Origin of the sequence: Megasphaera sp. UBA4233 (assembly GCF_002395615.1) — a bacterium.
Classification (GTDB): Bacteria; Bacillota; Negativicutes; order Veillonellales; family Megasphaeraceae; genus Megasphaera; species Megasphaera hexanoica.
This window is the reverse complement of the sequence record NZ_DGXL01000007.1, coordinates 12,674-26,035: the sequence shown is the minus strand read 5'-3', so window position 1 is coordinate 26,035 and position 13,362 is coordinate 12,674. Positions and strand designations below refer to the sequence as shown.

At 49.3% G+C, this 13,362-nt stretch carries 13 protein-coding genes; 9 read left to right on the top strand and 4 right to left on the bottom strand.

The window, feature by feature from the left end; all coding sequences use genetic code 11:
• Window positions 1-11: 11 nt before the first annotated feature.
• A complete protein-coding gene (locus B2U90_RS12555; protein ID WP_366788511.1) occupies window positions 12-89 on the top strand; it encodes a hypothetical protein in 78 nt (25 codons plus the stop codon).
• On the opposite strand, the gene B2U90_RS01560 is transcribed toward B2U90_RS12555, so the two are convergent.
• Together B2U90_RS01560 and B2U90_RS01555 are read right to left on the bottom strand one after the other, a co-directional pair.
• Complete coding sequence (locus B2U90_RS01560; RefSeq protein ID WP_059075620.1) at window positions 57-1,418, bottom strand: ATP-binding protein; 1,362 nt, start codon at window positions 1,416-1,418, stop codon at window positions 57-59. The genes B2U90_RS12555 and B2U90_RS01560 overlap by 33 nt on opposite strands.
• A gap of 280 nt (window positions 1,419-1,698) precedes the next feature.
• Window positions 1,699-2,604 (bottom strand): LysR family transcriptional regulator, encoded by a 906-nt coding sequence (locus tag B2U90_RS01555; RefSeq protein WP_292016934.1) that lies wholly within the window; start codon window positions 2,602-2,604, stop codon window positions 1,699-1,701.
• A 500-nt stretch (window positions 2,605-3,104) separates the two neighbouring features.
• On the opposite strand from B2U90_RS01555, the gene B2U90_RS01550 reads away from it, so the two are divergent.
• The 3 genes from B2U90_RS01550 (at window position 3,105) to B2U90_RS01540 (ending at window position 5,871) form a co-directional block, all read left to right on the top strand.
• Window positions 3,105-4,568, top strand: coding sequence for an alanine/glycine:cation symporter family protein (locus B2U90_RS01550; protein WP_292016933.1), 1,464 nt, complete (start codon window positions 3,105-3,107; stop codon window positions 4,566-4,568).
• A gap of 143 nt (window positions 4,569-4,711) precedes the next feature.
• Window positions 4,712-5,206: an aminotransferase class I/II-fold pyridoxal phosphate-dependent enzyme gene (locus tag B2U90_RS01545; protein ID WP_292016932.1), complete on the top strand. Its 495-nt coding sequence runs from the start codon at window positions 4,712-4,714 to the stop codon at window positions 5,204-5,206.
• Window positions 5,146-5,871: a pyridoxal phosphate-dependent aminotransferase gene (locus B2U90_RS01540; RefSeq protein ID WP_292016931.1), complete on the top strand. Its 726-nt coding sequence runs from the start codon at window positions 5,146-5,148 to the stop codon at window positions 5,869-5,871. Before B2U90_RS01545 ends, B2U90_RS01540 begins: the two co-directional genes overlap by 61 nt.
• Window positions 5,872-5,965: 94 nt before the next feature.
• Here the strand turns inward: B2U90_RS01540 and B2U90_RS01535 are convergent, their stop codons facing one another.
• Window positions 5,966-7,246: a nucleobase:cation symporter-2 family protein gene (locus B2U90_RS01535; RefSeq protein ID WP_141700313.1), complete on the bottom strand. Its 1,281-nt coding sequence runs from the start codon at window positions 7,244-7,246 to the stop codon at window positions 5,966-5,968.
• A gap of 234 nt (window positions 7,247-7,480) precedes the next feature.
• On the opposite strand from B2U90_RS01535, the gene B2U90_RS01530 reads away from it, so the two are divergent.
• From B2U90_RS01530 to B2U90_RS01510, 5 genes are read left to right on the top strand one after another with little or no spacing between them, the layout of a single operon-like run.
• Complete coding sequence (locus B2U90_RS01530) at window positions 7,481-9,070, top strand: hypothetical protein (protein WP_292016929.1); 1,590 nt, start codon at window positions 7,481-7,483, stop codon at window positions 9,068-9,070.
• Window positions 9,071-9,082: 12 nt separating this feature from the next.
• Window positions 9,083-9,298, top strand: a complete 216-nt coding sequence (locus B2U90_RS01525; protein WP_059075626.1) for a hypothetical protein — start codon at window positions 9,083-9,085, stop codon at window positions 9,296-9,298.
• Window positions 9,295-9,732 carry a hypothetical protein gene (locus B2U90_RS01520; RefSeq protein WP_292016928.1) on the top strand — a complete coding sequence of 146 codons (438 nt, stop codon included), beginning with the start codon at window positions 9,295-9,297 and terminating at the stop codon, window positions 9,730-9,732. Before B2U90_RS01525 ends, B2U90_RS01520 begins: the two co-directional genes overlap by 4 nt.
• Window positions 9,733-9,737: 5 nt before the next feature.
• Window positions 9,738-11,351, top strand: coding sequence for an AAA family ATPase (locus tag B2U90_RS01515; RefSeq protein ID WP_292016927.1), 1,614 nt, complete (start codon window positions 9,738-9,740; stop codon window positions 11,349-11,351).
• A gap of 18 nt (window positions 11,352-11,369) precedes the next feature.
• Window positions 11,370-11,873: a hypothetical protein gene (locus tag B2U90_RS01510; RefSeq protein WP_292016926.1), complete on the top strand. Its 504-nt coding sequence runs from the start codon at window positions 11,370-11,372 to the stop codon at window positions 11,871-11,873.
• Window positions 11,874-11,956: 83 nt separating this feature from the next.
• Here the strand turns inward: B2U90_RS01510 and B2U90_RS01505 are convergent, their stop codons facing one another.
• Window positions 11,957-13,351: an SGNH/GDSL hydrolase family protein gene (locus tag B2U90_RS01505; protein ID WP_292016925.1), complete on the bottom strand. Its 1,395-nt coding sequence runs from the start codon at window positions 13,349-13,351 to the stop codon at window positions 11,957-11,959.
• Between the last annotated feature and the right edge of the window lie 11 nt (window positions 13,352-13,362).

Sequence of the window (13,362 nt, the reverse complement as noted above, 5' to 3'; positions counted from 1 at the left end):
CCGACGCCGTTTTGTTCCTGGCTTTATCAAAAGCCAGCTATATTACTGGTGCCGATTTATGCATCGATGGTGGATGGACTGCCAGCTGATGCTTGTAAGTATTCTTTGAGCAGGAAGGTGCAGAAATAGGGAAAGGTTAAAATTTGTTCTGCATGACCGATGTTTCCGCGAATCAATTTTATGCCAAACCGGATATCGGGATATGTTCTGCTGTTGAGCAGGGTATGCAGTGATTTTGATTTGTTATTGGTTGATTTTACTTCTACGGGTACAAGACTGTTTTTTGTGCGGACGAAGAAATCTTCTTCCAATGTGGCGTTCTCTTTTTTGTAATAATACAGATCGTAGCCGGATTTTACCAAAGCTTCGGCTACGATATTTTCATATAGAGCGCCTTTATACACTCCCAGATTTTTATTTACCCTTAAATCATCCTGTGCTTCTTCATCCAGCATGGCCACGAGCAGGCCGGTATCCTTCATATAAATTTTGTATTTTGTACTTTCATAATTACCTTTTAGTGGGAGTTCTGGAAAAGACAAACAGTAGCATATATTTATAATACCCGCGTCATGCAGCCATTCTATGCATCCTCTATAGTCCTTAAAACGGGCGTTGGGAGCTACTTTGGAGATTTGAAATTTTTTATTGTCCTTGGCCAATTGGACGGGTATATGTTCGAAAACATTTAAAATTCTGGTCTGATCAACACCACTGGCATATTTGCGGACATCTTCCCTATAATCGGCTAATAATTGCCTTTGTGTATTCAAAGAGCCTTCAAATGTCTGATTTGCAATGTAATCCCGTACGACGGCTGGCATACCGCCCAGAATGCAGAAATCCATAAAAAGAGAAAAGAAGGTAGATAAGATTCCTGGACTGAATGGGGTTTGCGTGACCATGTGATTGAGCAGTGTGGTGCGGATAGAATGATCATAACCGCGGGCCCAGAGAAACTCTTCAAAATCCAGAGAGTGCATTTCATAATCTGTTTTGTATCCAACGCTGTTACTTTCAATTTTTTTGTATTGTATTCCCAGCATGGAGCCACTGCAGATTACGTCGAATCTGTTATCTATCTTAAAAAATTTTAAGGAAGTTGCAATGTCTGGAAATTCCTGTAATTCATCAAAAATGATGACCGTATTGCCGGGAATAAATCGTTTGGATGGGTCCAAAAGGGAAATCATTTTGATGATTTCTTTTGCGCTATAGCCATTTTCCGTTATGGTTTTATATTTTGGTTCTTCTACGAAATTGATATAAATAACGCTGGCGTATTGTTGGCGGGCAAATCGAAGGATGGATTCTGTTTTTCCTACTTGTCGGGCTCCCTTGACAATAAGAGGGCTTTTGTTTTTGGTTTCCTTCCAATGTATTAAAAAGGTGTCAATTTTACGTTCTAAATATAACATAAACCGGCCTCCTTCCTGTATTCCTACTGTATATTATACCGATATTCTGCAATGGCTGCAACAAAACATGAGCGAATATCAGACGATTTCACACATTTTATGAGCGAATATTTGGTAAGGAGTACACATTTCATGAGCGAATATTAAGGGTAGCGCACACATTTCATGAGGAAATGAAAAAAACACGCAGCAAAACAGACGGGCATAGAGCCTGTTTTTGCTGCGTGTTTTTATTTTGAATATCAATAAGGTATTCACCGAAGCATAGACCGGTTACAAATCAATACAAGATATCCAGCTGATAGGGCGGCTTTTTTTCCAATTCTTCATGGAGACAGGCCAGAAAGGCCTGGGTACTCGGCATGGTCCGGGCTGCCTGGGTAGCGACACAGTAGGTGACACGCTTGGGTATTTTGAATTCAGTCCGGCATATTTTGATGGAAGCGTTGTCGGCAATTCCTTCGGCAACGCTCAGGGGGACGATGGCCCAGCAATTGGGCTGGGATGTGAAAATCCGGAAGTTGCTCATGATTTCTAAATGGACGAGCGGCCGGATATCCTGGCCGAACATATTCTGGTGCCATTCGTACTGGGTGTCGCTCCATTTTGTGAAAATTTCCCTGTCTATGAGGAGCTCTTCCCTGTTTACTAGTTCGGGGTACGGCGAATCGGTCGAGCAGATCAGCACCATGGGTTCACTAAAGACGGGAAAGATATGCAGCGTTTCTGATGGCTGGATGTCGCTGTGAAACATGAGGTCTACCAGGCCGCTGTTCATTTTTTTGTTGGCAAGGGCCGGTACATTATCGGCCTCCTGTATTTCCAGCCGGTACTGGGGATACTGACGGAGAAATTGCCCGTAAACGGGAGGGAACAGGAATGTCCCGATACTGTTGACGACGGAAATACGCAACTGTTCTGGCCCTTTGCTATGAGATACGGCCAGCATCTGCCGGGTCAGTTCCCGGTACTGACAGGCATATTCGTAAAATTTCGCTCCTTCCGGAGTCAGTTCCAATGAACGGGCCCCGTTGCGTCGGGCGACGAGTTGACATCCGATTTCTTGTTCCAGCTTTTTCAGGCGCGTACTTAGAGAAGACTGACTGATATACAGTGCTTCAGCCGCCTTAGAAATACTTTTGTGCCAGCAAATAGTCAGAAACGTTTCAATTTCCAGATTCGTCATGATGACAGTCCCCCTATGATACGGAAAATGTACGCCACTATTATAATCGTCTGCAAGTATACTGACAAATCATCTGAACTAAAAATGTTTAAACTATTCTATAAATTTTATGGAACAATGGATAGAAAAAATGAAAAATTATATATAAAAAATACAATTCGAAAAATAATACGTGATTCAAAATATGATTTTCCTTAATATATTCTATTTTTATTAAAAAAGATAGAGATAGTTTGTTATTTTATGCCTAATATTTTTAAGATACAGCTGAATATCTAGTTTTAATAATATTTTTTTCGGAATTTTGAATTTTACAACAGGCTGTACAGTCTGTACAATGTAGACAGATGTTCATTCGGAAAACAAATATAGATTCGGTATGATGGATAGGGTTGTAAAGAGCAGGATGGTTTCTGACTTCCCCATCATAATGCTCTCATTGATATTATCCTTATATTATTTCAGAGGGAAGTTATATATTTTGTGGGGGTGTAATGCGTATGGAATTTTTTGGTTTGATTGCAAAAGGTATGATGGCTTATGCCGACTTTGTCTGGGGCTGGCCGCTGCTCATCGGCACGTCTTTTGTGGCTGTTTTTATGTCGGTCCGGCTGGGATTCTTTCAGTTTACGTATTTTGGGCATGTCATGAAGAATACCTTTGGCAAAATCTTTGACAAAGGTTCTGGTGACGGCAATATCAAGCCGTTTAAGGCGGCCTGTACGGCTCTGGCATCGACACTGGGTGTCGGTAATATCGCCGGCGTTTCCGTTGCTATCGCAACGGGCGGTCCTGGTGCCGTCTTCTGGATGTGGTTCATCGCCATGCTGGGCCTCATCGTCAAGTTCTCGGAAGTTACGTTGGGACTGGCTTATCGTGAAAAAGACCCTGTAAGCGGGGTCTGGCATGGTGGTTTTCCCTGGTATGTCAAGAATGCCCTCGGGAAAAATTGGCGTTGGCTGTCCGTCCTCTGGGCGGTTGTCATGGCTGCGGGCATGATGTTTGCCCCGTCTATCCAGGCGGCAGAAATCTCTAATGCTGTCAATACGGCTTTTGCCATTAATCCCTATGTCGTCGGCATTACTGTTGCAATTCTCATGGCGGCCGTACTCCTGGGTGGTCTCAAGAGTATAGCTAACTTTGCCAATCTCGTCGTTCCCTTCATGGCTGTCATCTACATCATCGGCGCTATCTTCGTCATGATTACCAATGCCAGCATGATTCCAGCGGCCTTTGCCATGATTTTTGAAGACGCTTTCACTGGTACGGCTGCAACCGGCGGCTTTGCTGGCAGCACGGTCATGCTGGCCGTCCGCTGGGGCCTGGCCCGTGGTATTTATTCCAACGAAGCCGGTACAGGTACAGCGCCTCTGGCTCATTCGTCGGCATCGGTCAACCATCCGGTCAAACAGGGTCTGTGGGGAATTTTTGAAGTGTTCTTCGATACCATCGTCGTCTGCACTATGACGGCTATGGTCGTCATGACATCGGGCCTGTGGAATACGGGTATTTCCGGTGCTGCCCTTACGACAGCCGGTTTTTCCTCTGCCTTTGGCAGTGTAGCCGTCGGGGCTGTATTTATTTCGGTTATTATTACCTTCTTTGCTTTTACGACCTGTGTCGTCAACGTATATTATGGCGGTATCTGCCTCAATTCACTGGGGCTGGAAGGCGTCTGGATTAAGATTTACTATGCCATCGGTTGTGCCTGGGCCGTCGTCGGAGCTATCGGCGCAGCAAAGACCCTGTGGTCTACCTTTGACTTCTTCTATGGTACGTGTGTCATCTGCAACCTCATTGTCGTATTCCTCCTGAGTGGCAAAGTCAAGATTCTGGTGGATGATTACAAACAGCGCCTCCAAGATGGAAAATGGGATGCATCGGCTGCCGACTGCGTGGCACGCCTGGGCATCTGGCGCGATGAAGTCACTCTGGCTGCAGAAAAAGAAGCAGAACATAAATAACATTCATAACTTAACATTTTTAACGAGCACAGCTGTTTTCGCGGTGCTCGTTATATTTGACCAAAAATCAGGAAAATATAGAGCGAATTTAATGCATATCATTAAAATTTAAAATATATATTTATGTGTCAGGGGGAATTTGTATGAAACCATTAGCCAAACGTATTTCCAGTGTGGAAGGCTCTGCAATCCGCCGCATGGTTGGTAAGTCCTACGGACTCGACAATGTCATCAGTTTTGCTTTTGGAGAACCAGATTTTATCACACCGGAACACATCATTGAGGCGGGAGTCCGGGCTTTACAGGACGGCCGGACCTTTTATACACCCAATGCGGGGATTCCTGAACTGCGCGATGCCATTGCGGCATCGTACGGGCCACGGGGGATGGCGTACAGCCGGGATAATGTCATTGTTACGGTTGGCGGCTGTGAAGCATTGCTTTTGTCGGTTCTGACGCTTCTGGATCCGGGAGATGAAGTCATCATATCCAATCCCTACTGGGCAAATTACAACGGATTTGTATCGGAAATGTATGCCAAGCCTGTGTTGGTCGATGTATATGAAAAAATGATTTCATGTTTGATCCCGATGATATCAAAAAGGCGATTACACCGAAGACAAAGGCTATCCTCATGAACTTCCCTTCCAACCCGACAGGTGGACTGGCGACAAGGGAAAACTTGGAAGCTATTGCACAGCTGGCGATACAGTATGACCTGTATGTCATTACCGATGAAATGTACCGCCGCCTTATCTATACGGACGAAGAATTCGTATCCATAGCAGAAATCCCGGGCATGAAAGAACGGACCATCATCGTCGATGGCTTCTCCAAAGCCTATGCCATGACGGGGTGGCGCATCGGGTTTGCCGTAGCTAATGAAGAAATCATCAAAGGCATGATAAAGATGCAGGAAAATGCCGTATCCAGCGTCTTCGAACCGGTGCAGCGGGCCGCTCTGGCAGCGCTCACGGGAAGTCAGCAGCCTGTAGCGGATATGCTGGAACAGTACCGGGCACGGCGGCAGTTGATGCTCGAAGGGCTGAATACGATGATGCACGGCAAGATTACCTGCCGGGAACCAAAAGGCGCTTTCTATATGTTCCCCAATATTACCGGTACCGGCCTTTCATCAGAAGAATTCAGCAACCGGCTGCTTGATGAAAAACACGTTGTCACCGTTCCGGGAACGGGATTTGGCAGCAATGGCGAAGGATTCATCCGCCTGTCTTACGCAACGAGTGAAGCCAATATCCGGGAAGGACTAAAACGAATCCGGGAATTTATTAAATCGCTGTAAGAGGGGACACGCAGTATACGGATAGACATAAAGGAGCATTCTCTGAAGAACGAGCTGTCAGAGAATGCTCCTTTTGTGAGAAACGAAAAGCAGATTACGATTCCTCTTGTTTACCTATACCGTTAAAGATGATATTGAGGACGACGGCGGTGATGCTGCCCAGTGTGATGCCACTGTGCAGAACAATCTGGGACCAGGAAGGGAAGGCGTGGAAGAAATTGGGAACGGTAAGGGTAATCATGCTGACACCGATGCTGATGGCGACGAGCATCAGGTTGGAAGTGCCTTCAAATTTTACTTTCGATAAGGAACGGACGCCGCTGGCGATGATCATGCCGAACATGGCAATACCGGCACCGCCCAGTACGGAGTTGGGGATACAGGCGACAATGGCGGCCATTTTGGGAAGCAGGCCAAGACCGATGAGGATGATGCCGGAAGCGGTGACGACAAAACGGCTTTTGACACGGGTCAGGGCGATAAGGCCGACGTTCTGGGCAAACGCTGTATAGGGGAAGCTGTTGAAGATACCTCCGATTACCGTAGAAAGGCCATCGGCGCGGAGACAACGGGCCAAATCTTTGCGGCCAATAGGTTTATCGACGATTTCCCCGATAGCAATGCAGTCCCCGGTCGTTTCGACCATGGTGACGAACATGACGACAATCATCGATAAAATCGAGCCGATATCAAAGGCAGGGAAACCGAAAGAAAAAGGAGTGACGATACCGACCCAGCTGGCGCGGCCGACTTCGGCAAAATTCGTCTGCCCCAGAACAGTAGCGATGATCGTACCGCCAATCAGACCGAGAAGAACGGCAATATTACTGACAAATCCCTTGCCATAGCGGTAGAGTACGATGACAATAGCCAGGGTGATAAAGGCAAGAAACAGGTTCATAGGACCGGCAAAGGCGGGGTCACTGGTATTGCCGCCGCCACCAATCCAGATGACGGATACGGGCAGGAGGGTGATCCCGATGATCATGATGATTGTACCGGTCACGACGGGCGGGAAAAAGCGGATGAAGCGGCTGAAAAACGGAGCGATGAGAAAAGTCACCAGACCGGCGGCGATGATGGCACCATACATGACGGGCAGACCGTGCTGGACACCGATGAGGCACATCGGTGTGACGGCAGCAAAGGTAACACCCTGAATCATGGGAATACGTGCACCTACTTTCCAGAAGCCCAGAGTCTGGATAATGGTGGCGATGCCGCAGGTAAAAAGGTCGGCATTGATCAGATGGATCAGTTGTTCCGGCGGCAGGTGCATGGCCTGTGCCAGGATAATCGGTACGGCAACTGCTCCGGAATACATGGCCAGGACGTGTTGGAGACCGAACGCAAAGAGCTTGCCGTATGGCAGCATTTCATCTACGGGATGAACGGTTGCAGAAGTGGAGTGAGAGTCCATGATTTCACCTCGATGGGAATAATTAAAAATGAATAATAAGCATTATAGCATATTTTGACACCTTTGTAGTATGAAGAATAGAAATGGCAGGGAAAATTGCAGACCGAATGGGAGAAAGGCACTTTTTTTGCAGAAGAACATCTTGTATAATATAACATAGTTATATCATAGTTCAGGGGGCGTGTAGGTGTGACAGCATATGGACAATCAGAGTACGCATCGCGGACGGCATTATTGTCCAGCCGTGATGTCCGGGTAATGACCCAGGGCATACTGAAAAATATGGATACAGGGCTGCTAACGAAAGAAACGCTGCAAAAGAAAGCAGAAGAACTGCTCGTTTCGGCAGATGATTACTGGATGGCATATGGATTGGCAGCACTTATCTGCTGGCTGGCAGATGACCGGGCGAAAGCACAGCAGGCTCTGCAACGGTCACTGCAGGCCGATGACCAGAAGACATCGTTGTTCTTTTTCCTCCTTTCCCTGTGGGAAGAACGGGACCATGCGGCAGATGTCTGGCTGGCACGGTATCTGGGACAGCAGGATGGTTCATCGCTGGCAGAGCATTTCCAGTACTGTATGGAAGCGTATACCGACGGGCTGATGAACATGTCCGGATCTCGCCATGTAGAAGGCAGGTTGAATGACTGGAAAAGTGAGCAATGCCAGGATGCCCGGCTGATACAGCAGCAGATCCAGACCTGGCATGACTGGTTTGATAAGGAGCGCAGTTCCGTTACTCTGAATGAAGACGAACAGTTTAAACTGTTGAAAAAGGCTCCCAAGGCCAGTGTAGAAGAATTGCTGCAAGGAGCGCATCTGCCTGGGAAGGCGCTGGATGACCTGCAGAAACTCATGGACGATGATGAAGCGTCCGTAGCAAAGGAACAGGCCAAGAGTGTTTTATTGGAACGATTCATTGAAGCCGACCGTTCTGAAGAAGAACAGCCGTCTGTATATAAGCCGTATATTTCCTGGCTTACGGACTGGTGCCTCGATGACGGAGAAAAGGCAGTCATATCCCTGCGGCAGTATGCGATAGCGTCATCGAAAGACTGGATCCGCAGCGCCGCTGACGATGCGCAGGGGGAAACGGTCCAGAAACTCCCCGATTCCTTTGAATTTTTTTCTAATCTGTCCTATGAGGGCCATGTGGATAAACTGACATTCTATTCCATAGATGGGAGAAATGAACGGGATCATCTCTCGGCCCTGCATACCATTATTGATGCCTGGCAGAAGGAAGAACTTAGCAAGCACCGGCCGGGATGGACTGTGGTCGCCATGCTGTTCTGCATCATCGGCGGCGGGGCACTTCTGTACTATGGCGGCGGCTGGGTCCTGGATAATCATCCCTTTATGCTGCTGGCAGGTGTGGCCCTGCTCTGCATGGCCTTTGCCGGTCCGATAGGAGGCCTGATCGTGACGGCGATCCTGGCGGGGATTACGGCCTTTTTGATGAACGCCATCACGGCTGCCTATGCCAGCCATCAGTATATCTTCATTACCGCCTGCGTATTGATTCTGGCAGGGCTGTCCTTTAAAGTATACTATGCTACCTTTGGCATACGGCGGAAACTGGAGAAACAATTCAAACAATACGCCTGGGAAGAAGAAAACTGCATCTGCCGCTGCATGGCCGAAACGGCTGATTTCTACGATTACTATACGAAAGGTATGGAACGGCAGCAGGATTTGCATGCATTTCTCGATGGCCTTTCGGCATCGGACTATGTCCGCCGCAATCAGGGAAGTGCGCGGCGGATCCGCATATAGGAGGTACTATCCATGGAAACAGGACAAGATGTAAGGCGTCCGTCTGGGCGCAGGCATATACAGATCAGGCGCCCGCAGGAAGAGACACCACAGCCGGCATCGGAATTAGCTGAACCGGCGCAGAGCAGGCCGGCAGGGGATAAAACGGTACATTCCCAGTGTATCACTGGACTTCCGGACTGGGATCTTCTCCCTCCCCGCGGTGTCGTACGGAGGTATCGGGAATGAGCAGGGTACCAGGTATTTATGCAGAATGGATCCCTGTTCTGAAGGAATTTGCAGCCGGCCGGAATGATGAGGAAACCATACCGGCCATGCAGCAGGGACGGCTCCATTGGTGTGATATTGTTGCCGGCCGGTTTGCCAGCCGCCTCATGGCAGCCTTTAACGCCCGGTTTGACTATATAGGAGAACGTTTCCGTAAGGCCCAGGACGATGGAATTCCTATAGAACAGGCTTTGAAACAACTGGACCGGGATCTGGATCTGCTGTTTCAGGCCAGTCAGCTGCAGTGTCTGCCCGAAAAAGAAAAGCAGATGCTGCAGGACGAATTGCAGAAAACACGCCAGGATATGGACGACGCCCTTGAAGAGTCGGCCCGGCAGGACCCGAGTGGTGAACTGGACGTACTTTTGCGGCGCCGGAATAAAGGGAGCAGATAAACGAAATGAGTAATAAAAGTGAATGTAAAAAGCAATTGAAACGGTACCTCATTGCCCGTATTCCCCTGATTGTCGTGAATACGATCGAACGCAGCCGTATTCTGGGGATTCTGCGGGATGTAGCCGAAGAAATGGTAAAGGATACGATGATAGAAGAGGGCAGTTTCTTCGTCCATACCTTTTCCCGCGGCATTTACGATATCCGCACCGGTGATGCGGTCGATGAAGGTGCGGTGTCTTTTGTGTCAGCGCTTGATTTCGCGGCCGATATGATGCGGACCCAGCACCGGGACAATCAGACGCTGGTACTGACAGAAGTTTCGGATATCAGCAGTGATACGTCCGATGCCCAACGCCTCCTCGATGTAGTCAATCTGGCAGTCGAACACGGTACCTGCCTGATCGTCCTGACCAATAAACCCGTCTGGAACACGCTGCAGCGCCATGGCCTCATCGTCAGTCTGGACCTTCCCGGGGAAGAAGAAATGTATGACATCATCAGGCGGTTCATCGACGACTACCGTCAGGAAATGCCCATCGAATGGGGCGAAGAAGAAATGCGCGATGCCGCGGCAACACTGGCTGGTGTTACCCAGATTGAAGCGGAAAATGTCATGGCCGCTCTCGTCGCCAATGGAGAAATCCGCAATGAAGACATGGCCGAAGTGCGGTCTGCCAAAAACCGCCTTTTTTCCAATATTTCCGGCCTGGAAAAAATCGATGTCGATCCCGATATGAAAAACGTCGGAGGCCTTCAGGGGCTGCGCAACTGGCTCGATGAAAAGAAAGAACTGCTGCGGCCGGAAAAACGGGAACAGATGCGCCAGCTTCATCTGCAGCCGCCACGGGGCATTCTCCTCGTCGGGGTACCCGGCTGCGGCAAATCTATGTCGGCCAAGTCTATTTCAGCAAATTGGCAGTTACCCTTGTACCGCCTCGATTTCGCTACCGTCCAGGGCAGCTATGTGGGTCAGTCGGAACAGCAGCTGAAAGATGCGCTCACGACGGCGGAAAATGTGTCGCCGTGTATCCTCTGGATCGACGAAATCGAAAAAGGCCTTTCCGGCGCCGGCTCGTCCAATGATGGAGGCGTATCGACCCGCATGGTGGGGCAGTTTTTGTTCTGGCTGCAGGAATGCAAGAAACAGGTCTTTGTCGTAGCTACGGCCAATGACGTTTCCATGCTTCCCAGTGAATTGCTGCGCCGCGGCCGGTTTGATGAACTCTTTTTTGTCGATTTGCCGACAGCGGAAGAGCGCAGGGAAATCCTGGCGCTCTATTTTGCCAGATATCTCCATGCCCGGCTGGCTGCTGTTCCGGAATTTGCCGATAAGCTGGTGGAACTGAGCGATGGCTTTACCGGTGCTGATCTGGAATCTACTGTCCGGGAACTGGCCTATCACCGCCTGGCTGATGAAAACGGGAAACTAAGCGATGACGATGTGATTTCGACCTTTGAAAATGTCGTTCCCCTGTCGAAAACCAGTCCGGAGAAAATCGAAGCTATCCGCGATTGGGGCAGAGAACGGGCCGTTCCGGCTTCTGGCCGTCCAATCGGAGAAGAAACACTGCCACAGGCGGACCGTCTCCATGTACGGCGCGTCCTGACACGCCACTAACGTAAGGAGATGATAGGAATGGCACGTTTTATTTTGCGTCCCCGGACGCAGGCCGATACGAAAACCGAAAACCATACGCGGCTTTCGGTGGCACCGCGCCGCCAGCGGGAAAAAATGCAGATGGATACGGGAAAACTGGCTCTCCTGCTGCGCAGGCCACGCTCACGGGAATACTGTGAAGCACTGCGCCGGCTCGATGCCGGAGGCGCTCATCTCAGCCCGGAATTGCTCGATAAATTTATGAAAATCATAGAAGAGGAATTTCCGGAAATCGCCATCCGGGGCACGCTGATTGGCATCGTATCCCGGTGTTACCTGGGTGATCCCTATGAAGTCCATACGCTGGATTTAACGGGGGACATCATCGAACATTACAAGCGGGGCGAATCGCTGCCGGAATATATGGAAAAGGCCAGGGGACTGGCCCTGCACGGTAATTATGCATTTGTCGAAGTCTATGAAAATGCCTGCCGTGCCATAAGCGAAGATGGTTCGGTGGCCGTCATCATGGATGAGGCATAACTCTGATTATTCCGTGGATATTGCATGACAAACCGGCTTTTTTCCGTACATGATATGTATAGAAAAAAGCCGGTTCGTTGTTTTTATCGAATTTCTTGAGTTTCTCCTGTCACCGAAGCCCATTGTTCATTGATGGCCTGCGCCATGAGCTGTTTGCCCGTACTGTTCAGATGGATGCCATCGATACCCAGTGCAGTCGGTAATTCCTGGTCTTCCGGGATTTTGGCAGACAGATCAATATGGGTCTGCTGGCGTATCCATGCATTGACCTTCTGAAAACGTTCCCGCCAGTCTTCCGCTGTCGGTTCGTCAAAGGCTTTTTTGATATTGGCCGGATTGATGGGTGGCAGGGTGAGGAAAATGGGCTGGATGTCATGGTCGAGGCATTTTTCTTTGATGGCAGCCAGGTCGCTGATGACATCGTCGGCACTGGTCCAGCCGCGAAGACTGTTGCTGCCGGTCATAATAATCAGGTATTTCAGATGAAAGGGAAGGACATCCTTTTCAAAGCGTTCCCGTGTCATCTCACTGGTATCGCCGCTTTCTCCCAGGTTAATGGTATCAAAATCGAGGTAATGCTGATAACTGAATTCCCAGTCTGATGGTGAATAGGACAGGTCTCCGCCGCCGTGGGTAATGCTGTCACCCAGCGTGCCTATAATATACGGTTTATCCGGATTAATCATCATTGGCTGGGGCGGGCAGAATACGCCCAGAGGCTGGTTGTCTTTGGTGTAAGCACGGACGCGCCAGTACAAAGTCTGGGTGGACATACGGGGGCTGTCGTCATACCAGTCGAACCAATGAGATGTGCCGCGGCCCATAACCAGATTGTCCGGTGCATCCTGATCCGGCATTACGTCGGGGGATGTGAGAATTTCTACTTTATAGGATGCGGCCCCGGTCACGGGAACCCAGTTGTATACTGGATAAAGCAGTGTTGCACCATTCCCCGTGTTAAATTTGCTGAGCGGATGAGGGTAGAGCGCAGGCTGCTGCTGCGGGTCTACGTACATCGGTTCTTCCGGTGAATAGGCTGTGATAGGATTGTAGTCGAAATCAAGGGCACGGACGCGCCAGGTTGCCGTCCCTTTTTGCGTATTGGCCGGGAGAACGGCATTATATCCGGGAACGAAAATATGACGTATCGTCTGAGAAGGCATCTGAGGCGGCGTGATTTCTACTTCATAGGATACGGCTCCTTTTACTTTGTCCCAACGCAGGACTGGCCGCAGGGAAGCCGGTTGTTCTTCCGTGTAATGAGATAGAATATGGGGCGGCTCCTGATTATACAATTCCCGGACCTGGTCAAGGGGAATGCCCTGAACCATGGGAAGCTCGGATGCAGCCGCTTTGGCATGGACTGCGGTCCGCGTGGCATGGGATGCATTCACGGGAGTTGCCGGCGTACGGGCCAGTGCCGGGGTACAGGAAAGGGCAATCAGGATAAAGACAGATACTGTGCGGAATACAGACATAATATACCTCT